This window comes from Paroceanicella profunda (assembly GCF_005887635.2).
Classification (GTDB): domain Bacteria; phylum Pseudomonadota; class Alphaproteobacteria; order Rhodobacterales; family Rhodobacteraceae; genus Paroceanicella; species Paroceanicella profunda.
Window position 1 is genome coordinate 1414427 of the sequence record NZ_CP040818.1, and the last position, 24750, is coordinate 1439176.

Genomic DNA, 24750 nt, shown 5'->3' on the forward strand with positions numbered 1-24750 from the left:
GGAGCGGGGCCGGACGTCTGGCTGTGCCCCGAGTGCGGTGCCGGGCCGGATGTGCGCGGTGCGTGATGCCGAGCCGGGCGCCCGGTTGCGCGCGGAGCGGGGCCGGTCGTGTGGCTGTGCACGGAGTGCGGCGGGAAAGCCGAAGGGCGTTCGTGGATGGTATGCCGCCTTGCGTCGGGATCCGGCGCCGGGCGGGCAGGCGGCGCGCTGCCCGGTCGGTCGATCGGAAGGTCGCGCCGCCGGGGCCGGTCAGCCCCCGAACGGGCGGCTGGACGCGCGGCGGTGCCGTGACCGGGCTTCCCCCGCGCGGGCGGGGCCCGTGCGCCGGCCCCCGGGCCCGGCCGGAGGTCGGCCGGGCCCGGGGGCAGCCTTCGCTCAGCTGCGCGGGTGCCCGGCGATCACCGCGGCGGCGGCGGCCACGGCGCCGGGGCCGTGCGGCATGTCGAGCGCGGTCATCGCGGTCTCGATGGAGCCCAGCGTGCCGAGGATCATCGGCGCGCTCAGGTGGCCCATGTGGCCGATGCGGAACACGCCCTCCTCGCGCCCGCCCATCACCGGGCTGCCCAGCGGCAGGCCGATGCCGAGCGTGAGGCCCAGCTGGTCCTCGCAGTAGCGGCGCAGGGCGTTGGCGTCGATCGCCCCGGTGCGGATCGAGGTCACGGCACGCGAACGGTGTGCCGGATCGGCGATGTTGCACTCCAGCGGGCCGCCCCTGCCCCAGGCCTCCACCGCCGCGTGCACCGCGGTCGACAGCGTGACATGCCGGGCCCAGACGTTCTCGATGCCTTCTTCGAGGATCATCGTCGTCGCCTCATGCAGGCCGAACAGGTGATGCGTGGGCGCGGTGCCGCAGAACTTCTGGTAGTAGACCTGCGGGTTGCAGCGCGGCTGCCAGTCCCAGTAGGGGGTGGCGAGATCGGCCTTCGCGCGGGCCTCCAGCGCCTTCGGGCCGACGAAGTTCAGCCCCAGGCCCGGCGGGGTCATCAGGCCCTTCTGCGAGCCGGTCACCATCACGTCCACGCCCCAGGCATCCATCTCGAAGGAATCGCAGGCGAAGGAGGCGATGCAGTCGACCATCAGCAGCGCCGGGTGGCCGGCGGCGTCGATGGCCTCGCGCACCGCCTTCACGTCGTTGAGCACGGAGGTGGCGGTGTCGGTCTGGACCATCATCACGGCGCGGATCTCATGGCCCGTGTCGGCGCGCAGGGCGTCCTCCACCAGGGCCGGGTCCACCGGGCTGCGGGGGCCGAAGTCGATCGACTTCACGGTGACGCCCAGGCGCTCCGCCTGCTCGGCCCAGCCGCGCGCGAAACGGCCCGTGAACAGCACCAGCGCCGTGTCGCCGCGCGAGAACACGTTGGTGAGCGAGGCCTCCCAGGCGCCATGGCCGTTGGCCATGTAGATCACCGGCACGGCGGTGCTGGTGCGGGCGATCCTGGCGAGGTTGTCATACACCTCCCCGGTGAGGGTGATGAGATCGCCCTCATAGATGTTCGGTGCCGCCTGATGCATGGCATTCAGCACCCGGTCGGGCATGACCGAGGGGCCGGGAATGGACAGGAAATGGCGGCCGTGCGCGAGGGACATTGGAGGCTCCGGGGGGGAATGAAAAGTGCCGCCAGCCTATTGCGGCCGGCGGGGAATTCCAGTGGCAAATTGTATGGCCACAAACCGGCCGCGGCGCCCTCAGCCGGCGTCGAGCCAGGGGCCGTGGGCCACCTTGCCGGGCGCGCCGATGCGCTCGAACCCGTGGCTGCCGAAGTAATCCCGCAGCCCCTGCAGCATGTTGGCGGTGCCGCGGCCGGTGCGCATGGCATCGATATGGATGAGCGCGGCGGCCATGCCGGGCACCGGATGGCCGGCGGCCAGCGCGGTGGCGAGGACGCGGCGCAGGCCCGGCAGGGCCTCGGTGAGCTTGGCGGCCAGCACCGGGGAGGCCAGCAGCGGGGCGTCGGGCGCGCCGTCCTGCGCCTCGGCGATCTCGCCCAGCAGCACGGAGCGGATGATGCAGCCGGCGCGCCAGTTGCGGGCCACCGCGGCGGGCGCGAGGCCCCAGCCATAGGTGCGCGAGGCGGCGGAGAGGATGGCGAACCCCTGCGCCAGCCCGACGAGACGGGTGGCCAGCAGCGCCGCCTCCAGGTCTTCCGGGGCCAGCCCTGTCACCGGCCGGGGTGCCGCGCCGTACTGCGCCTCGAAGGCCAGGCGCTCGTCCTTGCGGGCCGAGCCGTTGCGCGCCTCCACCGCCGCGGCCAGGGTGGACGCGGGCGCGCCGAGGTGCAGCGCCTCGATGACCGACCAGCGCCCGGTGCCCTTCTGGCCGGCGCGGTCGTCGATCACGTCGAGCAGGGGGGTGCCGCTGGCCGCGTCGGTGATGCCCGCCACGGTGCCGGCGATCTCCACGAGGTAGGAGGCGAGCGGCCCGTCGTTCCAGGCGGTGAACTGCGCGCCGATGGCGGCGGCCTCCATGCCCAGCCCGTCGCGCATCAGCCCGTAGGTCTCGGCGATGGCCTCCATGTCGGCATATTCGATGCCGTTGTGCACGGTCTTGATGAAGTGGCCGGCGCCGTCGGGGCCGTGGAAGGTGCAGCAGGGGGTGCCCTCGTAGCTGGCGGCGATGCTCTCCAGCGCGGGGGCGAGCAGGTCCCAGGCCTCGGCCGAGCCGCCGGCCATCATCGCCGGGCCGTGCCGCGCGCCTTCCGCGCCGCCGGACACGCCGATGCCGAGATAGCCGATGCCGAGGTCGCCGATCTTGCCGGCCCGGCGGCGGGTGTCGTGGAAATCGGCGTTGCCGAGGTCGGCGATGGCGTCGCCGCGTTCGAGGTATTGCGCGGTATCGGCGATGACGGCTTCCGTCGGGTCGCCCGCCGGCGCGAGGATCATCACCGCGCGCGGGCGCGCGAGCGCGCGGACCATGGCGCGCGGGTTGGCCACCGGTTCGATCCTGCCCGGAAGTCCCTCGGCCACGGCACGTGCCGCGGCGGCCTCGCAGCGCGCGAGGTCGAGATCCGACAACACCACGCGATGCCCCTTTTCGGCGAGGTTGAGCGCCAGCGCGCTGCCCATCACTCCCGCCCCGATCAAGCCAAGCTCAGCCATCAGACACCTTTCACCTTGCGTTCGCGTGCCCACAGATAAAGCCCCGAGACGACGATGACCAGAGTGCCGAGAATCGTGTCCTCGTCCGGCGGGGTGTCGAAGATGACGTAGGAGTAGAAGGTCACGAAGATGATCTGCACGTAGACGATGGGCGCGAGGGTGGAGGCCGGCGCCAGCCGGTGCGCCGTGGTCGCGATGTAGTGACCCGCTCCGCCGATGACCCCCAGCGCGCCGAACAGCAGCCACATGGAGGTGTCCGTGGGCCACACCCAGTCCGGCACCGCCGGCGCGACCAGCATCGCGCTGGCGAGGCCGGAGGCGTAGAACTGCATGGTCATGTTGTGGTCGATGCCCGCCAGCGCCCGGGTCATGATGAAGTAGAGCGCCGCGCAGAGCATGGAGCCGAGCGACAGCAGGATCGCCCAGTTGAACTCCGCGCTCCAGGGCTGGGTGATGATGAGCACCCCCACGAAGCCCAGCCCGATGGCGAACCAGCGCCGCGGCCCCACCTTCTCGCCCAGGAGCGGGATCGACAGCGCGCAGACCGCCAGCGGCGAGGCGAACTGCACCGCCGTCGTCACCGTGATCGGCAGGTAGCGCAGGGCGAAGAAGTTGAACACCGTGGAGCCCAGCAGGAAGCCCGCGCGCAGGATCTCCTTCGAAACCGCGCGCGAGCGCACCAGGGAGCTGAGCCCCTGGCTGGGCGCGAAGATCGCCAGCACCACGAGGAAATGCACGATGTAGCGCACGAAGGCCACCTGGAAGGCCGGGAACCCGTGGGTGACCAGCCACTTCGCCGAGGTGTCGAGGGTGGCGAAGCACAGGAAGGTGGCAAGCATGAGCAGGATGGCCGCCACGGGGCGGTTTTCCTGCGGTCTGAGGTCACTCATCGGGGGGGTCCTTCGGAGGGGCGGATACCTCAAGGATGGAGCATCCGCCCGGCGATTGCCAGTGCGGTTTCCCGCGAAAGGCGAGTTCAGGCGCGGGCCATATCGTCCTCGATGAACCAGCGCACCGAGTCCTCGAAGCTCTCGTCGGTCTCGAAGCCGAGGGCGCGGCCACGGGCGCTGTCGACCTTCGCGCGCCAGCCCTCGAGAATGCCCTCGATCTCCGGTTCGCGGGTCCAGGTGATGCGGGCGGCGGCCTCGGGGCCCGCGACGCGGGTCATCGCGGCGATCATCTCGCCCACCGTGTCGGAGCGGCCGTTGAGGTTCAGCGCGCGGTTGGTGCCCCAGGCCTCCGCCGGCAGGGCGGCGGCGTGCAGGATGTTGCGTACCACCGTGCGCGGCGCGCTGTGCCAGATCACGAAATCCTCGCCCACCGGGCAGTTCGCGGCCTCGCCCTGCAGCGGCTCGCGGAAGATCGAGGACATGAAGGAGGAGGCGGCGGCGTTCGGCTTGCCCGGCCGGATGGTGACCGAGGGCAGGCGCAGGGAGCGGCCGTCGAGGAAGCCGCGGCGGGAGTAGTCGGTGACGAGGTACTCGCAGGCCACCTTCTGCGCGCCGTAGGAGGTCTGCGGGTTGGCCGGCGTGTCGTCGCGCACGGTCTCCGGCGCCTCGCCGCCATGCGCCGCACAGGAGGAGGCGTAGACGAACAGCGGGCAGTTGCCCTGCGCCCGCGCCGCCTCCATCAGGGTGAGCGTGCCGAAGAGGTTCACCCGCATGCCGAGGTCGAAGTCCCGCTCCGCGGCGCCGGAGACCACGGCGGCGAGGTGGAAGATGGCGTCGAACTTCTCCTCGAACACCGCGTTCACCGCGCCGGGGTCGGCGATGTCGCAGGCAAGGGTGGTGACCGGGAACCCGGCCTCCGGCGCCTCGGGGGCGGCGATGTCCACCAGGGTGAGCCCGCTCACCGCCTGCCCGGCGACGACGCCCTCCGCCGCGATGGCCCGGGCCAGTTTCTGCCCGATGAAGCCGCCGCCGCCGGTGATGAGAACCCTCATGCGCGGCCTCCCAGCTTGGAGGCGAACCAGTCCACCATTTCCGGCACCATGCGGTCGCCCGCGCCGTCGGCCTTGGCGAGGCCGAGGGCGGTCTTCGCGGCCTGGGACATGATGGAGGGCACGCCGAAATCATCGGCCATGGTGGCGTAGTAGCCCACGTCCTTGCGGGCGTTCGACACGGAGAACTGCAGCTTCGTGGCGTCGCCGTCCACCCCGTAGGCCTTGATGAAATCCATCATGCCCGAGCCGTTCGGCCCGGCCGACATCACGCCGTAGAGCTTGTCGCGCGGCAGGCCGGCGACATCGGCCATGGCGAAGGCCTCCGACATCGCGCAGGCGGTGGTCATGGCGTAGAAGTTGTTGATGAGCTTGAGCGTGTGGCCGGCGCCCAGCGGGCCCACGTGGAACACGTTCTCGCCGAGGTCGGCGAACACCGGCTGGGCGCGGGCGTAATCCTCCTGCGCGCCGGCGGCCATGATGTTCAGTGCCCCCTCCAGCGCGTGGGTCGGGGTGCGGCCCAGAGGAGCGTCCATGTAGGCCGCGCCCGCGGCCGCCACCTCGGCGCCGAGCGCCTTGGTGGAGCCGGGCAGGGAGGTGCCGAAGTCGATCACCAGCGCGCCCGGCTTCAGCCCGGCGATCACCCCGTCCTCGCCGCGCATCCGCGCTTCCACCGAGGCGGAAGTGTCCATGCACAGCATCACGATGTCGGCGGCGGCGGCCACCTCGCGGGCGGTGCCGACCTCGGTGGCGCCGCGGGCGACGGCGGCGTCGATGTTCGGGCGCGCGCGGTTGGCGGTGACGGTCATCGGGTAGCCGAGGGCCTGAAGCCGCTCGACCATGGCCGATCCCATGAGGCCGAGGCCGATGAAGCCGATGGCGGGTTTGCTCATGTCGGGGTCCTTTCGGAAGTGGAGGTCAGCGGCGCAGAAGCACCAGCGCGCCGGCCGTGATGAGGGCGATGCCGAGCCAGCCGCTGGCCGAAAGCCTCTCGCCGAGAAACAGCGCCGCGAAGACGGCGACGAACACCACGCTGAGCTTGTCGACCGGCGCCACGCGGGACGCCTCGCCAAGCTTCAGCGCCCGGAAATAGCACAGCCAGGAAGCGCCGGTGGCCAGGCCCGAGGCCGCGAGCCACAGCAGGGTGCGCCCCGGCAGCGGGTCCGGCAGGGAGAGCTTGCCGGTGACCGCCAGCAGCGCGCCGAGCGCCAGCACCACCACGATGGTGCGGATGAAGGTGGCGAGGTCGCTGTCGATCCCCTCCACCCCGATCTTGGCGAGAATGGCGGTGAGGGCGGCAAAGCCCGCGGCCCCGAAGGCCCAGAACTGCCAGGACTGGATCATGTCGGAACCCGTCTCGGCGCGCTGCCGGAGCCGCGCGGCCCGTCGCCCGCATCGCCGGAATCGTTTCCGGGCGCGGCGGCGTCGCGCAGGGCCGCGGCGGCGGCGCCCCGGGCCTGCAGTGCCGCGGCGAGGCTGGCGCGGGCCTCGGCGAAGCCCACGGCGGGCGTGGCGCCGGTTTCCAGCATGTCGGCGAAATGGGCCAGTTGCCGGGCGGCCGGGGTCTCCCCCCGCGCGCCGAGATCGATGGCCGAGAGCGCGCGCGCGCAATCCGCCTGGCCGTCGCCTTCGAAGCGCCAGAGCCGCAGCGAGGGGAAGCCGAGCGCACCCTCCGTGCCCGAGATCTGCCAGCAGTCATGCCCGGTGGCGGCCACGCCCGGTGTCTCGCCGGTGGCCGCGTCCCAGCCCCAGGGGGTGAGGGCGGCGTCCGAGGCGAGCAGGGTGAACAGCCCGCCGCCGGCGAAACGGCCGCAGACCGCGAACCCGTCCTCCACCGGCCCGCGCCGGGCATGGGCGGAGGAGAGGGCGGTCATCTCCACGATCTCGCCGCCGAGGGTGCGCAGCAGGTCGATCTCTTCGACCAGCGCCGAGAAGGCCGGCCCGCCGCGGGCCACCAGCCGGCGCTCGTCGGTGAACAGGCTGCGCGGCTGGCGCAGCGCCCATTGCGCCTGGATGGCGGTGAGCGTGCCGACCGCGCCGGAGGCGATCAGGCTGCGCGCCGCGCCCACCGCGGCGTGGTGCCGTCGCTCCAGCCCGATGAGGACCGGCACGCCGGCGGCGGCGGCGATCTCGATATCGGCCTCTTCCAGCGAGGTGGGCAGGGGCGGGGCCAGCAGCAGCGGCCAGCCCTTCGCCGCTGCGGCGGCGATGACCGCGGGGCGGTCCGCGCAGTCGCCGATGATGGCGCCGTCGGCCTGCCGGGCGAACCCCTCGACCGCCGCGGGCCCGCCGGTGGCCACCAGCCCCGCCAGCCGCAGGCTCTCATGCCGGGCCAGCAGGCCCGCGCAATGCCGCAGGCCGGCCCCCTGGCCGATCAGCAGGATGGCCGGCCGGGCCCCCATGCTCACATCACCGCGCCGATCAGCCAGGGCACGAACTCGTTGTCCCCCAGCCCCTGGGCCTCGGATTTCGACATCTCGCCCGAGGCGACGCGCAGCAGCAGATCGTAGATCTCGCGGCCCACCTCCTCCACCGAGCGGCCCTCGGTGAGGATGGCGCCGGCGTTCACGTCCATGTCCTCGACCATGCGGGTGTACATCTCGGTGTTGGTCGCGATCTTGATGGAGGGCGAGGGCTTGGCGCCGAAGGCCGAGCCGCGCCCGGTGGTGAAGGCCACCAGGTTGCAGCCGCTCGCGATCTGCCCGGTGACGGAGGCCGGGTCGTAGCCCGGGCTGTCCATGAAGGTGAAGCCCTTCGCCGTCACCGGCTCGCCGTATTTGTAGACGCCGTTGAGCGGCGAGGTGCCGCCCTTCGCCGCCGCGCCGAGGGACTTTTCCAGAATGGTGGTCAGGCCACCCTTCTTGTTGCCCGGCGAGGGGTTGTTGTCCATCGAGCCCTTGTTGCGGGCGGTGTAATCCTCCCACCACCTGATCAGGCCGATGAGCTTCTGGCCGATCTCGGGGCTCGCGGCACGGCGGGTGAGCAGGTGCTCGGCGCCGTAGATCTCCGGCGTCTCGGCCAGCACGCCGGTCGCACCCTGCGCGGCGAGCAGGTCGCAGGCATAGCCCAAAGCGGGGTTCGCGGTGATGCCCGACCAGGCGTCGGAACCGCCGCACTGCAGCGCCACCATCAGCTCGGAGGCCGGGCAGGGCTCGCGCGTGAAGTCATTGGCCAGCGGCAGCATCTTCTCGATCTTCTCGATGCCGAGCTCGATGGTGCGGCGCAGGCCGGCCACGTCCTGGATGTTCATGGTCTGGAACAGCGGGCCCTGCTCCAGCCCGTAGAGGCCGAGCAACCAGTCGATCTGGTTCACCTCGCAGCCGAGGCCCACCATCAGCACCGCGGCATGGTTCGGGTGGCGGGCATAGCCCCACATCACCCGGTTGAGCGCCTCGAACCCGTCACCGTCGCCGGCCATGCCGCAGCCGGTGCCGTGCACGAAGGCCACCACGCCGTCGACATTCGGGTACTGGCTGAGCTTCTCCGGGGTGAAATGCGCCGCGATCCGCTTGGCCGCGGTGGCCGAGCAGTTCACCGAGGTGACAACGGCAATGTAGTTGCGCGTGCCCACCCGGCCGGAGGCGCGGCGGTAGCCCATGAACGTGTCGGGCTCCGCCGCCAGGGTGACGGGGCGCAGGTCGGTGCCGAACTCGTATTCGACATCGACATTGCGGAATTCGAGATTGTGGGTGTGGACATGTGCCCCGGCGGGGATGTCCTCGGACGCGTAGCCGATGACCTGGGCGTATTTGCGCACGGCGGCGCCCTTCGCGATGGGCAGCAGCGCGATCTTGTGCCCCCGCGGCACGAGGCCGGTGGTTTCCACCCCGGCCTCGATCGCGGCACCCGCGGCGAGCGGCCGGATGGCCGTCACCACGTTGTCCTCGGCGTCCAGTCTGACCCAGTCAGCCATTGTATCAGCCCTCTCAGAGGAAGATTTCGACGATTCCCGGCCACACCAGCAGAACACCAAGTGCGAGCAGCTGCATCCCGATAAAGGGCAGGAACCCCTTGAAGATGTCGGTGAGCGAGATTTCGGGCGGCGCGACCGACTTCAGGTAGAACGCCGCCGGCCCGAAGGGGGGCGAGAGGAAGCTCACCTGCATGTTCATGCAGAACAGCACGCCGAACCAGATCGACACGTTGCTGGCCGAAAGGGTGCCGAACACGCCCAGCTGCTCCACCGGCAGCTTCAGCACGATGGGCAGGAACACCGGCATCACCAGCAGCACGATGCCCACCCAGTCCATGAACGCGCCCATGAACAGGAAGATCACCATCATCACCAGGATGATGGTCATCGCCGGCATCTCGGCGCCGGTGATGAGGTTGGCCACATAGGTGGGCCCGCCGGCCAGCGTGTAGGCCCCGGCCAGCGCCGTGGCGCCGATGGTCACCCAGATGATGGTGCCCGTGGCCTTCACCGTGCGCAGCAGGCTGTCCCAGACCAGGCCGACGGAGGCCTCGCCGCGCACCAGCGCGATGACGAACACCGCCACGGCGCCCATGGCGGCGGCTTCCGTGATGCCGGTGATGCCGCCGTAGATGGAGCCCAGCACCACGCCGATCACGATGATCGGCGAGATGAGCCCCTTGCCCATGCCCCAGGAGGTGGCCATGCGCTCGCGCCCCAGCAGGGCGATCACGCCCACGGCCACCAGCGTCACGATGCCCAGCGGCAGCAGGTCGCTCTCCATGCCCAGCACGATCGGGTCCACGCCCTCGGTGATGGTGTTCTGCCCCAGCACGGTGAACAGGGCCGCGCGCAGGAACAGCGCGGCGCCGAAGCCGCCCACCAGCATCATCAGGAAGTCGAGGAACAGCAGCCCCTTCTCGCGGCCCACCGGCTCACCGGGAACCGGGTCGGGCAGCGGCGCGTCCTGCGGGCGGAGCTGGGTGCGGATGATGATGTAGATGATGAAGAACGAGGCCAGCATGAAGCCGGGCAGGAAGGAGGCGGTGAACAGCGAGCGGATCGAGGTCTCGGTGATCAGCCCGTACATGATGAGCACGATCGAGGGCGGGATCATGGTGCCCAGCGAGCCGGAGGCGCAGATGGTGCCCACCGCGAGGTTCTGGTTGTAGCCCAGACGCAGCATCTGCGGCAGCGCGATCAGGCCCAGCAGCACGACCTCGCCGCCGATGATGCCCGACATGGCCGCCATGATCACCGCCATGATGGAGGTGACGATGGCGATGCCGCCACGGGTGCGCGACAGCCAGACGTTCAGCGAGGAATACATCGCCGTGGCGATGCCCGAGCGTTCCAGCAGGTTCGCCATGAAGATGAATAGCGGAATCGAGATCAGCACATAGTCGGTCAGCAGCCCGTAGACGCGCTGGGCGAGGATGTTCAGCGGCCCGGTTCCGAAATTTCCGAACAGCAGGTCAGGCCCGAATTTCATCACCATGACGGCGACGGCAAGGAAGGCCGAGGCGAACCCGAGCGGCATCCCGATGGCCAGCGTCGCGAGCAGCGCCAGCAGCAGGATGAGCGAGATGGTACCAGTATCCATTATCGGAGCCTCAATCTTCCAGGTCGTCTGCGGGGTTGTGGAATTCCTTGTCCTTCGACCAGTCGCAGATCAGGTTCATGACCGCCTGGACGGCGACAAGGCAGATGATGACGAGGACCAGCGGCTTCAGCGTCGCCGGGATCGGGGGGTCGAAGGCGGTGCCGAAGGTCTCCCAGCGCAGCAGCTTGTCGCGCGCCTCGTTGAACCCGCCCCAGACGATGGCGATGGCGAAGGCGACGATGAGCACCGTGGAGATGAGATCGCAGATGCGCTGCACCGAGCGCGGCATCAGGTCGTAGAGCACGAAGATGCGGATATGCGCGCGCTGCTGCATGGAATAGAGCCCGGAGAACAGGAACACGAAGCCCGCCATCCACAGGGAAAGCTCCGTCGCCCAGAGCGTGGAGGATTCGAAGACGTAGCGCAGCACGATCTCGTAGGTCATCACCAGGACCATGCCGGCGATGAGCACCATCGTGAGGCGCCCCACGGCAATGCTGATCCAGTCCATCGCACTGGTTTTCTCATGTTCGACCACGTCAAACCCCTTCCCTGTGTGTCGGCGTCAGAACAGCTGGCGGGCACCCGTCAGGGCGCCCGCCGGCCAGTGTCTCAAGGTCGCGGAAGCGTGCGTTACTGGATCAGGCCCAGCTTCTCGAGGAACGCCGTGTGGCTTTCGACAAGCGCCTTGGCTTCCGGGGACTTCTCGGCCCAGCCCTGCCAGGCCTTCTGTGCGGCCTTGCGGAAGGCCATGCGGTCCTCCGCGCTCCAGTCGTCGAGGCTGACGCCCTGGGCCTTCAGCTTCGCGGCGGCCTCGCGGTTGGCCACTTCGAACTTCAGCGAGGTCTGGAAGGCGAGCTTCTGCATCGCGACCTCGATGATGCGCTGGATGTCGGGCGGCAGGCTGTCCCACTTGTCCTTGCGGATGGCGAGATGGTCCGACGGCATGGAGTGGAAGCCCGGGTAGGTGGCGTGGCTGGCGATGTCGTAGAGGCCGAGGCCCACGTTGTTCGCGAGGCCCGAGGCATCCGCGCCGTCGATGATCTTGGTTTCCAGCGCGGTGAAGATCTCGGTGAAGTCCATCACCACCGGCTTCGCGCCCAGCGAGGCGAAGATCTCGGTCTCCAGGCCCGGGGGCGAGCGGAACTTCCAGTCCTTCAGGTCGGCCACGCCGTTGAGCGGCTTGTTGGAGGCGAGCGATTCCTGCCCGTAGATCCACCAGCCGACCAGGTGCATGTTGAATTCGTTGTAGAGGGCCTGGGCCTGCTCCATGCCGTCGCCGTCATACAGCCAGGCATACTGCTGCCAGGGGGTGTCGTAGCCCCCCATGATGTCGCCGACGAACTGGAAGCCGGCGTTCTTGCCGGTCTGGTAGGCGCCGCCGGTCATGTCGCCGTCGAGGATGCCCGAGGCGGCGGCGTCGAAGGTCTCCACCGTCTTCACGACGGAGGAGGAGTAGAACATCTCGATGGCGAGGCGCCCGCCCGACATGGTCTGCACATCATCGACGAACTGGCCGGCAAGCTTGCCCGACACCGTTTCCGGCGCGTAATGGGTCTGAATGCGCAGGGTGAATTCCTGGGCCATCGAGGCCGAAGCCGACAGCGCGGCCACAGCGGCCCCTGCAAGCAGAAGAGAAAGTTTCATACATGGTCCTCCCGATGCGCGGCTCTTCTGAACGGGCCGTTTTCGCGGTCCGGCGCACAAACGATCTGTGCGCCCCGCCGAAAAACTACTGGAGGGTCCTGCCTCAAACAAGAAGAAATTCAATACCTTCACCGTTTTGCAAATGCGCAATCCGTATTGCGCCGCAACAATTCTCGCCGGTTGACGCAGCGTCGTGATGCGGGTTCGCGCAGGGGCCCTGCGGCTCTCCGCAAATCGGACCGCGCGGCCGCTGGCGGAGGGCAGCTTTGCCCTTCACCTTCCCGGCGAAAAACCCTAGAAACGCCCCCGGACAGGGCCCGCGCGCCCCAGGAACAGATGCGGAGATCCAGATGGGCTTCAAATGCGGAATTGTCGGGCTGCCGAACGTCGGCAAGTCGACGCTCTTCAATGCCCTCACGCGGACGGCCGCGGCGCAGGCGGCGAACTTCCCCTTCTGCACCATCGAGCCGAACGTGGGCGAGGTGGCGGTGCCGGACGCCCGGCTCGACACGCTGGCGGGAATCGCCGGCTCGAAGCAGATCATCCCCACCCGCCTCACCTTCGTGGACATCGCCGGCCTGGTGAAGGGCGCTTCGAAGGGCGAGGGGCTCGGCAACCAGTTCCTCGCCAACATCCGCGAGACCGATGCCGTGGCCCATGTGCTGCGCTGCTTCGAGGATGACGATGTCACCCATGTCGAGGGCCGGGTGGACCCGATCTCCGACGCCGAGGTGATCGAGACCGAGCTGATGCTCTCCGACCTCGAGAGCATCGAGAAGCGCCTGCAGAACCTCGCCCGCAAGGTGCGCGGCGGCGACCGCGAGGCCGCCGATCAGGAGCGCTTGCTGAAGGAGGCCCAGGCGGCGCTGGAAGAGGGCCGCCCGGCCCGCACCGTGAAGGTCTCCGAGGATGACGCCCGGGCCTGGAGCCTGCTGCAGCTCATCACCGCGAAACCGGTGCTCTTCGTGTGCAACGTGGACGAGGCCTCGGCGGCCAGCGGCAACGCCCATTCCGACCGCGTGGCCGAGATGGCCGCGGCGCAGGGCGCGGTGTCGGTGGTGATCTCGGCGGCGATCGAGGAGGAAATCTCCCAGCTCGGCGACGAGGACCGTGACATGTTCCTGGAGGAAATGGGCCTCACGGAGCCGGGCCTGGACCGGATGATCCGCGCCGGCTACGGGCTGCTGGGCCTGCAGACCTACTTTACCGTGGGGCCGAAGGAAGCCCGCGCCTGGACCATCCCGGCCGGCACCCACGCGCCGCAGGCCGCCGGCGTGATCCACGGCGACTTCGAGCGTGGCTTCATCCGCGCCGAGACCATCGCCTACGACGACTACGTGGCCTGCAAGGGCGAGGCCGGCGCGCGGGACGCGGGCAAGTTGCGCGCCGAGGGCAAGTCCTACATGGTCAAGGACGGGGACGTGCTGCACTTCCTCTTCAACACCTGAGGCATCGGCCGGCCGGCCGGGGCCGCTTTCCCCGGAGGCCGGAATGACCGACGAGACCATCGCCATCGGGCCCTATCCCGAGGGGCTCGGCTACAGCCGGGCTCCGCGCGCGGCGGCGCGGCACATGCTCCGGCCGCTGACCAGGCTGAGGCTGGCGGGCTGGGGGCTGTTTGCCTGCAGCATGTTCGTTCCCCCGCTGCTGCTGAGATCGGGTGTCGTGGGCTGGCAAGGCACCGCCTCGGCGCGGATCATCACCGGGGCGGCCCTGTGCGGGCTGGTTCTGATCATCGTCGAAATGCTGTTGCGCCGGCGCTGGGCGGCACGGGCGATGGCCGCGCACTACACGCCCGGCGGCGCGCTGTCGCTGGACGGGGAGGGGCGCATTTCACCCGCCCCGGCCTGCGCCATTCACTGTTCTGGTCGCATGTCGACGCGGTGGAGCGGGTGAAGGACATGCTGGTGATCCGCTCGGGCGTGAGCACCCTGCCGGTGCCGCTCTCCGCCCTGCCGGAGGGGATGAGCCCCGAGGCGCTGCAGGCACGCATCGAGGGCCATGTCGCCGCCGCGAAGGTCTTCTGACCCCGCCGCTTGTTCGGCGGAGGCCCGTTCCGGGCCATTCCCCTTGCCTCGTCGCCCCGCCTGCGGCGGCGCTCCTCGGGCGGCGCCCGTGTCAGGCGGTCTCCATCTCGCCCATCAGGGTGCGGAAGCGCTCGATGTAGCCGCCGCGCACCACCGCGGGGGGCTGGGGGTCGAGGGTGACGGAGGCGATGAGCGCGGCATCGGGGCGGCCGAAGTAACGCCCGGCCTCGGCTTCGGAGAACCCGGCGATCTGCACCGCCTCAAGCCAGGCGGACAGCCGGTCGGCCTTCTTGATCTGCGCCTTCACCCGCGCGGGCAGCACCGCCGGCAGGCCGAAGCGCAGGTGGACGGCCTGCATCAGCCTGTCCTCCAGCGCGCGGTAATCGGCGCCGATCGTGTGCTTCACCGGCGAGATCATGTCGCCCACCACGTATTCCGGCGCATCGTGCAGCAGGGCGGCGAGGCGCCATTTCACCGGCGCCTCCGGGGCGATGAGGCCGAAGAACTCCTCCACCAGCAGGGAATGCTCGGCCACCGAATAGGGCCAGGCGCCCATGGTCTGGCCGTTCCAGCGCGCCACGAAGGCGAGCCCGTGGGCGATATCCTCGATCTCGATGTCGAAGGGGGACGGGTCGAGCAGGTCGAGCCGGCGTCCGGAAAGCATGCGCTGCCAGGCGCGGGTACTGCGGGGCAAACGGGTTCTCCCGAGTTGTCTGTATTCACTTCGCGTCAAGCTCCAAGCCCGACATTGTCGGCCCCCGGCGAAGGTGGTAACAGGCCATAACATCCCAATTGTCTCAGAGGAGCCTTTCATGTCCACGGATTACATTGTCAAGGATATCGGATTGGCCGGTTACGGCCGCAAGGAACTCGACATCGCCGAGACGGAGATGCCGGGGCTGATGGCGCTGCGCGAGGAGTTCGGCACCGCAAAGCCGCTCAAGGGCGCGCGCATCGCGGGCTCCCTGCACATGACCATCCAGACCGCCGTGCTGATCGAGACGCTGGTCGCGCTCGGGGCCGAGGTGCGCTGGGCCTCCTGCAACATCTTCTCCACCCAGGACCACGCCGCCGCGGCCATCGCCGCCGCCGGCATCCCGGTCTTCGCCATCAAGGGCGAGACCCTGGCCGAGTACTGGGACTATGCGGACAAGATCTTCGACTTTGCCGAGGGCGCCAACCTGATCCTTGACGATGGCGGCGACGCCACGCTCTACATCCTCATGGGCGCGCGGGTGGAGGCGGGCGAGACCGACCTCATCGCCACGCCCACGTCCGAGGAAGAGGAGTGCCTCTTCGCCCAGATCAAAAAGCGCATGGCCGCGAACCCGGGCTGGTTCACCAAGCAGCGCGACATGCTCAAGGGCGTCTCCGAGGAGACCACCACCGGCGTCCACCGGCTCTACGAGCTGATGAAGCAGGGCCAGCTGCCCTTCCCGGCGATCAACGTGAACGACAGCGTCACCAAGTCGAAGTTCGACAACAAGTACGGCTGCAAGGAATCGCTGGTCGACGGCATCCGCCGCGCCACCGACACGATGATGGCCGGCAAGGTGGCCGTGGTCTGCGGCTACGGCGACGTGGGCAAGGGCTCCGCCGCAAGCTTGCGCGGCGCCGGCGCGCGGGTGAAGGTGACCGAGATCGACCCGATCTGCGCCCTGCAGGCGGCGATGGACGGGTTCGAGGTGGTGACGCTGGAGGATGTCGTGTCCTCTGCCGACATCTTCATCACCACCACCGGCAACAAGGACGTGATCCGCATCGAGCACATGCGCGAGATGAAGGACATGGCCATCGTCGGCAACATCGGCCACTTCGACAACGAGATCCAGGTGGCGGCGCTGAAGAACCACAAGTGGACCAACATCAAGCCGCAGGTCGACATGGTCGAGATGCCCTCGGGCGCGCGGCTGATCCTGCTCTCCGAGGGGCGGCTGCTGAACCTCGGCAACGCCACCGGCCACCCGAGCTTCGTGATGTCCGCCTCCTTCACCAACCAGGTGCTGGCGCAGATCGAGCTCTGGACCCGCGGCGCGCAGTACAAGAACGAGGTCTACGTGCTGCCCAAGCATCTCGACGAGAAGGTGGCGGCGCTGCATCTCGCCAAGCTGGGCGTGAAGCTCACCACCCTCTCCTCCGAGCAGGCGGCCTACATCGGCGTGCCCACCGAGGGCCCGTTCAAGGCCGACCATTACCGCTACTGAGCCCGCGCCCGGGCAGCCGGGCGCACCGGCCCGACGACGACGGGGCAGCCGAAGTGGCTGCCCCGTTTCGTTCATACCTCTGTAATCATTGAATTTTACGCATCATGTGCTTGCCCGGACAGGCATTTTCCGCGATAGTATCTGTGCAAGCCTAGAATGGGCGCCGGAAGCCGGATCAACGCAAGGTGGGATATCTCCCGCGCGTCTCCTGATCGCCTTCGGCAAGCTTCTCCCGACATCGACCCGCTCCTCGGAGGGCGGATATTCCAAGGCCCGGAGGCCCCCGTCTGACGTGTCAGCGGTCGGCCGTCTCCGCGCAGTTGAAGCAGACCTGTCGATGCAGGGAACGGAACACCCGTGGGAGCCGGCCAGGCGCATCACTGCGCCAGGCCAGGTGGGGCGGCGGAGAGCTTCCTGGGCAGGAGCTCTCCGCCACTTTATTGCGTGGGCGTGTGGCGTTCGGGCCAGGCGCTGCTACAGGGCCGCCGCGCCGCGCTGAGGCCGGCAGTGCGGGAGACGCCGAGCGGCTGCGTGCGAGAGGCTCGGCGTCGAGGCCGGGCGCCGGGTGCTGGCGTCGGACGCTGCGTGCGAGAGGCCCGGCGTCGAGGCCGGGCGCTGAGCGCGTGGGCCGGATCCGGAACTCCGAGGCTGGAGACAAGGCGGGGGGCTGTGCCAGGAACTCTGGGGTCAGACGCAGGGCGTGTGGGCCAGACCCGGAGCGCTGGTGTCGGACGCCGAATGCGTGTTCCGGACCCGGAGGTCCGGGGCTGGATGCAGGGCGCGGGGGCCGCCCCCGGAGCGCGGGGCCGGACGATGAGCGCGGGGGTCGCACCCGGAGCGCTGGGTTCGGAGGCCGGGCGTGGGGGCCGGATCCGGAGTGCCGGGGCCGGGCGCCACAGCCCCGTCCCCTACCCCTCGAAACCGCCCATCTCGCAGAGAACCGCCCATTCCTCTGGCGTGACGGGCTGCACCGAGAGCCGGGAATTGTTCACCAGGATCATCTTCTCCAGCGCCGGCGTCTGCTTGCACATGTCCAGCGTGATCGGGGTGGCGAAGGGGCCCACGGCGCGGATGTCCACGCATTCCCAGCGCGTGTCCTCGGTGGTGCTGTCCGGGTGGCACAGGGCCGAGACCTCCACCACGCCCATGATCCGCTTCTCGTTCACCGAGTGGTAGAAGAAGCCGCGGTCGCCGAGGGCCATCGCGCGCATGTTGTTGCGCGCCTGGTAGTTGCGCACGCCGTTCCATTCCTCGCCCGCGGCGCCCCTGGCCACCTGGTCGTCCCAGGACCAGGTGCCGGGTTCCGATTTGAAGAGCCAGTAGTTCATGTCATCCCCTTGGATTCGGTCGTCAGCGGCCGGGCGAGAAGCTGCGCCATCGCCTCGCGCACTGTTATCTCCCTCGAAAGCAGCTGTGCAACCGCCGTGATGATCGGCACCTCCACCCCCCCGCGGCGGGCGAGGGACAGCGCGGCGGCGGCGGTCGGCCGGCCCTCCTGGGTTACCGCGTCCGGCGCCGCGCCGCGCCCCAGCGCATGGCCGAGCGCGAAGTTGCGTGACAGCGGCGAGTTGCAGGTGAGCGACAGGTCGCCCAGGCCGGAGAGGCCGGAGAAAGTTTCCCGCCGTCCGCCGAGAGCGGTGCCCAGCCGGGTCATCTCGGCGAAGCCTCGGGTCATCAGCGCGGCGCGGGCGCTGTCGCCCAGCCCGGCGCCGATGGCCGCGCCGCAGGCGATGGCGAAGACGTTCTTCAGCGCGCCGCCCAGCTGCGCCCCGATGATGTCGTCGGTGAGGTAGAGCCGCAGCGCCCGGGTGGAGAGCCTGCGCTGCAGGGCCTGCGCGGCGGCGGTCCCGGCACAGGCGAGGGTGAGCGCGGTGGGCAGGCCCCGGGCGAGATCGGCGGCGAAACCCGGCCCGGTGAGCGCGGCCAGCGGCCCGGCATGCCCCGCCGCCACCTGCGATTGCAGCGCCAGCCCCTCCGGCGTGAGCCCCTTGGCGCAGAGCACCAGCGGCACGGGCGGGCCCGGCGGCAGGGCGGCGAGCACCCCGGCCGTGGCCCCTGCCGGCACGGCGGCGAGCAGGATGTCGCCCTCCGCCCGCTCCGGCGCCGCGCCGCGGCCATGCAGCGCCACGGGTGCGCCGCCTTCCCGGAACGTGGTGGCGAGAGCCGAGCCGAAGGCCCCTGCGCCGAGAATGTGGATCACGCCCGCCGGCGCGCTCATGCCTTCGCCCCCTTGCGCCCCGAGCCCAGCATGGCGGCGGCCGAGGCGTCCAGCGGCCAGCGCGGGCGGGCGCCCAGCGCCATGTCGTCCGGCCCGCGCAGGCCGAGCTGCTCCAGCCCGGCCCAGGCGATCATCGCGCCGTTGTCCGTGCACAGGGCCAGCGGCGGGGCGAGGAAGGCGAAGCCCTCCGCCGCCGCGGCCCCGGTGAGGGCGGCGCGCAGCACCGCGTTCGCCGCCACGCCGCCGGCCACGGCAAGGGTCTGCGGCCCGTGGGTCTGCGCGAAGAGGCGGAAGGCGCGGCGGGTCTTCTCCGCCATCACCTCCGCCACCGCCTGCTGGAAACCGGCGCAGAGGTCGCGCCGGTCCTGCACGGTGAGGCCGCCCTTTTCCGCCACGATCCGGTCCCGCGCGCGGCGCACGGCGGTTTTCAGGCCGGAGAAGGAGAAATCGCAGTCCGGCCGGTCCAGCAGCGGCCGGGGGAAGCCGAAGCGCGCGCCGTCGCCCAGGGCGGCCTCGCGTTCCACCGCCGGGCCGCCGGGATAGCCCAGGGCCAGCATCTTCGCGCATTTGTCGAAGGCCTCGCCCGGGGCGTCGTCGATGGTGCCGCCGAGGCGGCGGAAGCGTTCCGGCCCCTCCACGGCGAGGAACTGGCAGTGCCCGCCGGAGACCAGCAGCATGAGATAGGGGTAGGCGAGCCCGTCGGTCAGCCGCGGGGTGAGCGCGTGGCCGGAGAGGTGGTTCACCCCGATCAGCGGCAGCCCGGCGCCCGCCGCCAGCCCCTTCGCGCACATCACCCCGGAGACGACGCCGCCGATCAGCCCCGGCCCGGAGGTGACGGCGATGGCGTCCACCTCCGCCAGGGTGAGCCCGGCCTGCGCCAGCGCGCGCTCCACGCAGAGGTCCAGCCGCTCCGCATGGGCGCGGGCCGCGATCTCGGGCACCACGCCGCCGAAGGCCGCGTGCAGCTCGGCCTGGCCGGACACCACGGAGGACAGGATCTCCCCCGCGCCGCCGGGCCGGCCGCGCACCACGGCAGCGGCCGTGTCGTCACAGCTCGATTCGAGGCCGAGGAGGGTCAGGGTCCGGTCCATTGGTCATTTTTGTCCGATTGCCAGCACGTCCCCGCGCAGGTAACACCGCGGACATGACCACGCAATGCTCCCCCGCCGAGCCGCTGTGCATTGGCACGCGCGGTTCACCGCTGGCGCTCGCCCAGGCCGAGGAAACCCGCGATCGGCTGATGGCCGCGCACGGGCTGCCGCAGGACGCCTTCCGGATCAGGGTCATCCGCACCACGGGTGACGCGGTGCAGGACCGCTCGCTGGCCGAGATCGGCGGCAAGGGCCTGTTCACCAAGGAGATCGAGGAGGCCCTGCTCTCCCGCGAGATCGACATTGCGGTGCATTCCATGAAGGACGTGGCGACCCTGCTGCCCGAGGGGCTGGTGATCGACACGCTGCTTCCGCGCGCCGACGTGCGGGACGCCTTCATCTCCTCGCGCCACACCGGGCTCGAGGACCTGCCGCAGGGCGCCACGGTGGGCACCTCCTCGCTGCGCCGCCGGGCCCAGCTGCTGGCGGTGCGGCCGGACCTGCGGGTGGTGGAGTTTCGCGGCAACGTCCAGACCCGGCTGAAGAAACTGGAGACGGGCGTGGCCGAGGCCACGTTCCTCGCCTGTGCCGGGTTGCAGCGGCTGGGCCGCGCCGGGCTGGGCATCCCCCTGTCCGTGGAGACGGTGCTGCCCGCGCCGGCGCAGGGTGCCATCGGCATCGAGCGCCGGGTCGACGATGCCCGCGCCCAAGCCCTTCTGGCCCCGCTGGGCGACGCGGAAACCGCCGCCTGCGTGGCGGTGGAGCGCGCCTTCCTCGCCGCGCTGGACGGCTCCTGCCGCACGCCGATCGCGGCACTGGCCCGGGTCTCCGTCGGCGGACTCAGCTTTCGCGGCGAGATCCTGCGCCCGGACGGCACCGAGCGTCACACCGCCGAATGGTCCGGCCCGGAGGCGGACGCCGCCGCCGCGGCCAGGGCCCTCGGCGAGAGCCTGAGGGAGCGTGCCGGTGCCGGATTCTTCGGCTGAGCTGCTCATCACCCGGCCCGAGCCGCAGGCCGCCGGCTTCGCGCAGCGGGTGGCGGAGGCCTGGCCCGGCGCCTTCCGGCCGCTGCTGATGCCGCTCACCGAGATCGTGGACGAGCCGGCCGACATCTCGCTGGACGGCGTGCAGGCGTTGCTGTTCACCTCGGCGAACGGCGTGCGTGCCTTCTGCGCGCTGAGCGCGGCGCGCCACCTGCCGGCGCTCTGCGTGGGAGATGCCACCGCCGAAGCCGCCGCCGCTGCCGGCTTCGCCGCCGAATCGGCGCAGGGAGACGCCTCCGCCCTCGCCACGCTCGCGGCCCGGGCGGCCCTGCCCGGCGGCGGGGATTATCTCTGGCCGCATGGCCGCAGCACTGCGGGGGACATTGCCGGCGCGCTGGCGGCCGAGGGGGTGGGGGTGCGCGAGGCGGTGGTCTACGATGCCCGCCCGGTGGCCGGCATCCCCGCGTCCGTGGCGGCGCGGCTGGAGGAGGGCGGGCTGCGCGTCGCCACCTTCCTGTCGCCGCGCGCGGCGCGTCTCTTCGCCGGGCTGGCCGAAACGGCCCTGGCGCAGGGGCAGGGCTGGGCGCTGGGCGCCACCGCGGCGCTGTGCATCTCCCGGGCCGCCTCGGCCCCGCTCTCCGGCCTGGGGTTCGAGCGCCTCTGCCTGGCCGACCGGCCGGACGCGGAGGCGGTGATCGAGGGCCTGGGACAGTTTGTCGGGCGGTGAAACCCCGCATCCGACAGGAAGAATTGTTGCCCCGGGCGAAGGGCTGACCTACCTTCCCCCCACAGGCGGATGGGTGCTGGCGGTGTCTTGCCGCCTGCCAGAATTGCAGGAGGATGTGCCGGTCCCATGACACGCGACACCAGGACAGAAGCCGAGATCGATGCCGCGAAGCCCGGCCCGGACCATGCAGCCGGTCCGAAACTGACCACGCCGGACCCGTTTGCCGACATGCCTTCCGGCCCGCGCATGGCCGCGCCGGCCGGCCCGGCCGCCGGCCCGCATGCCCCCGGAGCCGGCGCGCCCGCGCCCGATCCCGCCACCGCCGCGCCCCTGCCCGGGGCCATGCCGGAGGCGGACCCGATCCCCGATGCCGCGTACGCCGGCCAGCCTGAGGCGCCGCTTGCGCCCGCCCCGCTGCCCGAGGAGCACGAGCACGAGGAGGAGGAGCATTATTCCATCGCCGGGCGCGTGCTCACCGGGCTGGTGCTGATCCTGATCGGCGGGGCGCTGTTCCTCTGGGCCGGGCCGAAGCTTGCGCCGCACCTGCCCTCGGGCATGGCGCCGGTCGCGGCCTGGCTCACCCCCGGCGGCGAGACGCTGGAGGCCGAGATCGCGCAGTTGCGTGCCGAGCTGGACAGCCGGATCGACGCGCTGGACACCGGGCCGGACGAGGCCGCGCTCACCGACATGGTCAACACCCGGGTCGCCCAGGCCCTGCAGGACAACGCGACCGACCGCCAGCAGCGGCTGGATTCCCAGCTTGCCCGCATCGACCAGCTCTCGGACCAGATCGCCGCCAGCGACAGCGGCGCCATCGAGACGCGGCTCGCCCAGGCGGAATCGCAGCTCAAGGGGCTTGAGGCGCAGATCTCCTCGCTCGGCGACGGGCTGGCGCAGGAGAACGCCGCGCGGCTCGACAGCCTGAACGCCGCCGTGGACGGGGTGAAGGCCGAGCTGGCCGATCTCACCGGCCGGGTCGGCGGCCTGTCGCAGAAGGTGGACGAGGTGGCCGCCACCAGCGCCCGCCGCGCCGAGGAATCCGAGGCCGTCGCCGCCCAGGCCGAGACCGTGCGCCAGAGCGCGGAGTATCAGGCCGCGCTCAACGACATCGGCGCGGCGATCGAGACCGGCGCGCCGCTCACCGGCCCCATCGCCGCCCTCTCGCAGATCGGCGACACGCAGGTGCCCGAGGGGCTGACCTCGGCCGCGCAGACCGGTGTGCCCACGCTCGCCGCGCTTCGGGCCGATTTCCCCGACGCCGCCCATGCCGCGATCCGCGCCTCGCTGAAGGCCGGCGCCGGCACCGGGATCTTCGACCGCGCGACGGCCTTCCTCTCCGCCCAGGTGGCCAGCCGCTCGCTCACCGAACAGGAGGGCGACAGCACCGACGCCATCCTCAGCCGGGTCGACGCGCGCCTGCGCGAGGACAAGCTGGACGCCGCCCTCACCGAGGCCGAGGCCCTGCCCCCCGAGGCGAAGGAGGCCATGGCCGGCTGGCTCGAACGGGCGGCCAGGCGCCGCGACGCGCTGGCCGCCTACGAGACGCTGCGCGAAGCGCCTGTCGCGAATTGATGCCGGGGGGAGAAAAACAATGATCTGGTCGCTTCTCAAAGTCGCCATCTTCGTGGTTCTCGCGGCGCTCGTCGCCTGGGGCGCGGGATACGTGGTGGAAACCCCCGGCGAAGTGCGCATCGCCTTCGGCGGACAGGAGGTGAGCCTGGAGCCCATCGCCTTCATCATCGTGCTGCTGCTGGCCCTGCTTGCCGTGTGGGTGCTGATCCGGATCGCCGGGCTGCTGGTGGCCGTGCTGCGCTTCCTCAACGGCGATGACACCGCCATCTCGCGCCACTTCGACCGCACGCGGGAGCGGCGGGGCTTCGACGCGCTGGCCAAGGGCATGATCGCGCTGGCCGGCGGCGAGGGCAAGGAGGCGATGGCCAAGGCCACCAAGGCCGAGAAGCTGCTCGACCGCCCCGAGCTCACCCGCCTGCTCAACGCCCAGGCCGCCGAGATGGCCGGCAACACCGCCCGCGCGGAGGAGTATTACAAGCAGCTTCTGGAGGATGACCGCACCCGCTTCGTCGGCGTGCGCGGCCTGATGCACCAGCGCCTCGCGGAGGGCAACACCGAGGTGGCCCTGAAGCTGGCGGAGAAGGCCTTCGCCCTGAAGCCCAAGCACGAGGGCGTGCTCGACACCCTGTTCATGCTGCAGTCCGAGACCGGGGACTGGGCCGGTGCCCGCCGCACCATCGAGGCCAAGGTGAAGGCCCGCTCCCTGCCGCGCGACGTGGGCGCGCGCCGCGACGCGGTGCTCTCGATCGCCGAGGCGCGCGAGGCCGAGGTCATGGGCGATGTCGCCCGGGCGCGCATCGCCGCGCATGACGCGAATCGCCTCGCGCCGGGCTTCGTGCCCGCCGCCGTCACCGCCGCGCGCCTGAAGGCCTCCGAGGGAGACCGCAAGACCGCGGAGAAGATCCTGCGCAAGGCCTGGGAGGCGAACCCGCATCCCGACCTCGCCGCCGCCTTCGCCGCCCTGGTGCCGGACGAGAGCCCCGCTGAGCGGCAGGCCCGGTTCAAGACCCTGCTGAAGGTGCAGCCCGGCCATCCCGAAACCCGGATGCTGGCCGCCGAGCTTGCCCTTGCCGCGGAGGATTTCCCCGGCGCCCGCCGCGCCCTCGGCGATCTCGCCGAGACCCACCCCACCACGCGGACCCTCGCCATCATGGCCGCCGTGGAGCGGGGCGAGGGCGCGGAGGACACGGTGGTGCGCGGCTGGCTCGCCCGGGCGCTCGGCGCCTCGCGCGGCGAGCAGTGGGTGTGCGGCAAGTGCCGGCACGTCCACGCGAGCTGGACCCCGATCTGCGAGAACTGCGAGGCCTTCGACACCCTCCTCTGGGAAGAGCCGGCCTCGGGCAGCGTGCCGGAGGCCAGCTCCGCGGCGATGCTGCCGATCATCGTGGGCGCCGAGCGCGGTGTCACCGCCCCCGTCACGCCGCCCGCCGCCCCGGCGGAGCCTGCCGGTGTCACCGACGCGGAGCAGGTCCCCGCCGACGGCCCGGACACGCCGCCCCGGACCGCCTGACCGCGCACCCTCTTGCGGCATCCCCGAAGATGCCGTATGGAGCGTCCTGCACCGGGCTGGCGCGGCATTCCCGCGCCAGCCCACGCACACCGGACGCCGCTTTAGCTCAGCCGGTAGAGCATCGCATTCGTAATGCGGAGGTCGTCAGTTCGAGTCTGACAAGCGGCACCACCTCTCCCGCCCGGCACAGGCCCGCTCCGCGCGCGGCGGCCGGCAGGGC

23 protein-coding genes and 1 tRNA gene are annotated in these 24750 nt (G+C 70.9%); 9 read left to right on the top strand and 15 right to left on the bottom strand.

All coding sequences use genetic code 11. The features are described 5' to 3' along the window. Nucleotides 1-375: 375 nt before the first annotated feature. The 11 genes from FDP22_RS06380 to FDP22_RS06430 form a co-directional block, all read right to left on the bottom strand. The gene (locus tag FDP22_RS06380) at nt 376-1587 is read right to left on the bottom strand and encodes a pyridoxal-phosphate-dependent aminotransferase family protein (RefSeq protein ID WP_138577775.1); all 1212 of its coding nucleotides are present in this window, start codon (nt 1585-1587) and stop codon (nt 376-378) included. 99 nt (nt 1588-1686) lie between these two features. Beyond that, complete coding sequence (gene gndA, locus FDP22_RS06385) at nt 1687-3096, bottom strand: NADP-dependent phosphogluconate dehydrogenase (RefSeq protein ID WP_138577773.1); 1410 nt, start codon at nt 3094-3096, stop codon at nt 1687-1689. Beyond that, complete coding sequence (locus tag FDP22_RS06390) at nt 3096-3986, bottom strand: DMT family transporter (RefSeq protein WP_138577771.1); 891 nt, start codon at nt 3984-3986, stop codon at nt 3096-3098. Before FDP22_RS06390 ends, gndA begins: the two co-directional genes overlap by 1 nt. Nucleotides 3987-4072: 86 nt before the next feature. Beyond that, nucleotides 4073-5038: a D-erythronate dehydrogenase gene (gene denD / locus FDP22_RS06395; protein ID WP_138577769.1), complete on the bottom strand. Its 966-nt coding sequence runs from the start codon at nt 5036-5038 to the stop codon at nt 4073-4075. Further along, nucleotides 5035-5928 (bottom strand): NAD(P)-dependent oxidoreductase, encoded by an 894-nt coding sequence (locus FDP22_RS06400; RefSeq protein ID WP_138577767.1) that lies wholly within the window; start codon nt 5926-5928, stop codon nt 5035-5037. The genes denD and FDP22_RS06400 overlap by 4 nt, the downstream gene beginning before the upstream one ends. A 25-nt stretch (nt 5929-5953) precedes the next feature. Then, nucleotides 5954-6379, bottom strand: a complete 426-nt coding sequence (locus tag FDP22_RS06405; RefSeq protein WP_138577765.1) for an EamA family transporter — start codon at nt 6377-6379, stop codon at nt 5954-5956. After that, on the bottom strand, nt 6376-7437 hold the full coding sequence (locus tag FDP22_RS06410; protein ID WP_138577763.1) for a Gfo/Idh/MocA family protein: 1062 nt from the start codon (nt 7435-7437) through the stop codon (nt 6376-6378). Before FDP22_RS06410 ends, FDP22_RS06405 begins: the two co-directional genes overlap by 4 nt. Nucleotides 7438-7439: 2 nt before the next feature. Continuing rightward, nucleotides 7440-8948: a UxaA family hydrolase gene (locus FDP22_RS06415; protein ID WP_138577761.1), complete on the bottom strand. Its 1509-nt coding sequence runs from the start codon at nt 8946-8948 to the stop codon at nt 7440-7442. Between the two features lie 13 nt (nt 8949-8961). Next, entirely contained in the window at nt 8962-10551 is a 1590-nt protein-coding gene (locus tag FDP22_RS06420) for a TRAP transporter large permease (RefSeq protein ID WP_138577759.1), read from the bottom strand. 10 nt (nt 10552-10561) lie between these two features. After that, nucleotides 10562-11062 (bottom strand): TRAP transporter small permease subunit, encoded by a 501-nt coding sequence (locus tag FDP22_RS06425; protein ID WP_138577757.1) that lies wholly within the window; start codon nt 11060-11062, stop codon nt 10562-10564. Nucleotides 11063-11184: 122 nt separating this feature from the next. Further along, nucleotides 11185-12198, bottom strand: coding sequence for a TRAP transporter substrate-binding protein (locus FDP22_RS06430; RefSeq protein WP_138577755.1), 1014 nt, complete (start codon nt 12196-12198; stop codon nt 11185-11187). A gap of 350 nt (nt 12199-12548) precedes the next feature. Between FDP22_RS06430 and ychF the strand changes: the two genes are divergently transcribed. Genes ychF through FDP22_RS25130 form a run of 3 tightly spaced genes read left to right on the top strand, consistent with a single transcriptional unit; the run spans nt 12549 to nt 14225 of the window. Next, nucleotides 12549-13646: a redox-regulated ATPase YchF gene (ychF, locus tag FDP22_RS06435; protein ID WP_138577753.1), complete on the top strand. Its 1098-nt coding sequence runs from the start codon at nt 12549-12551 to the stop codon at nt 13644-13646. Between the two features lie 43 nt (nt 13647-13689). Beyond that, nucleotides 13690-14094 carry a hypothetical protein gene (locus tag FDP22_RS06440; protein ID WP_138577751.1) on the top strand — a complete coding sequence of 135 codons (405 nt, stop codon included), beginning with the start codon at nt 13690-13692 and terminating at the stop codon, nt 14092-14094. After that, a complete protein-coding gene (locus FDP22_RS25130) occupies nt 14091-14225 on the top strand; it encodes a hypothetical protein (protein WP_277884147.1) in 135 nt (44 codons plus the stop codon). The genes FDP22_RS06440 and FDP22_RS25130 overlap by 4 nt, the downstream gene beginning before the upstream one ends. A gap of 91 nt (nt 14226-14316) precedes the next feature. Here the strand turns inward: FDP22_RS25130 and FDP22_RS06445 are convergent, their stop codons facing one another. After that, a complete protein-coding gene (locus FDP22_RS06445) occupies nt 14317-14889 on the bottom strand; it encodes a YfbR-like 5'-deoxynucleotidase (protein ID WP_430225850.1) in 573 nt (190 codons plus the stop codon). A 148-nt stretch (nt 14890-15037) separates the two neighbouring features. On the opposite strand from FDP22_RS06445, the gene ahcY reads away from it, so the two are divergent. Next, on the top strand, nt 15038-16429 hold the full coding sequence (ahcY, locus tag FDP22_RS06450) for an adenosylhomocysteinase (protein ID WP_138577747.1): 1392 nt from the start codon (nt 15038-15040) through the stop codon (nt 16427-16429). A 908-nt stretch (nt 16430-17337) separates the two neighbouring features. On the opposite strand, the gene FDP22_RS06460 is transcribed toward ahcY, so the two are convergent. From FDP22_RS06460 to tsaD, 3 genes are read right to left on the bottom strand one after another with little or no spacing between them, the layout of a single operon-like run. Further along, nucleotides 17338-17757 (bottom strand): EVE domain-containing protein, encoded by a 420-nt coding sequence (locus FDP22_RS06460; RefSeq protein WP_138577745.1) that lies wholly within the window; start codon nt 17755-17757, stop codon nt 17338-17340. Continuing rightward, the gene (locus FDP22_RS06465) at nt 17754-18629 is read right to left on the bottom strand and encodes an NAD(P)H-dependent glycerol-3-phosphate dehydrogenase (protein WP_170317764.1); all 876 of its coding nucleotides are present in this window, start codon (nt 18627-18629) and stop codon (nt 17754-17756) included. The genes FDP22_RS06460 and FDP22_RS06465 overlap by 4 nt, the downstream gene beginning before the upstream one ends. A gap of 14 nt (nt 18630-18643) precedes the next feature. After that, nucleotides 18644-19738, bottom strand: coding sequence for a tRNA (adenosine(37)-N6)-threonylcarbamoyltransferase complex transferase subunit TsaD (gene tsaD, locus FDP22_RS06470; RefSeq protein WP_138577741.1), 1095 nt, complete (start codon nt 19736-19738; stop codon nt 18644-18646). Between the two features lie 53 nt (nt 19739-19791). Between tsaD and hemC the strand changes: the two genes are divergently transcribed. The 5 genes from hemC to FDP22_RS06495 all read left to right on the top strand — a co-directional run bounded on the left by hemC (nt 19792) and on the right by FDP22_RS06495 (nt 24701). Next, nucleotides 19792-20724 (top strand): hydroxymethylbilane synthase, encoded by a 933-nt coding sequence (gene hemC / locus FDP22_RS06475; protein ID WP_138577739.1) that lies wholly within the window; start codon nt 19792-19794, stop codon nt 20722-20724. After that, nucleotides 20705-21448 (top strand): uroporphyrinogen-III synthase, encoded by a 744-nt coding sequence (locus FDP22_RS06480; protein ID WP_138577737.1) that lies wholly within the window; start codon nt 20705-20707, stop codon nt 21446-21448. The genes hemC and FDP22_RS06480 overlap by 20 nt, the downstream gene beginning before the upstream one ends. 126 nt (nt 21449-21574) lie before the next feature. Next, a complete protein-coding gene (locus FDP22_RS06485) occupies nt 21575-23020 on the top strand; it encodes a mitofilin family membrane protein (protein WP_138577735.1) in 1446 nt (481 codons plus the stop codon). A gap of 19 nt (nt 23021-23039) precedes the next feature. Then, nucleotides 23040-24530 (top strand): heme biosynthesis protein HemY, encoded by a 1491-nt coding sequence (locus FDP22_RS06490; RefSeq protein WP_138577733.1) that lies wholly within the window; start codon nt 23040-23042, stop codon nt 24528-24530. Nucleotides 24531-24625: 95 nt separating this feature from the next. Then, nucleotides 24626-24701: transfer RNA gene (locus tag FDP22_RS06495), tRNA-Thr, on the top strand. Nucleotides 24702-24750 lie beyond the last annotated feature (49 nt).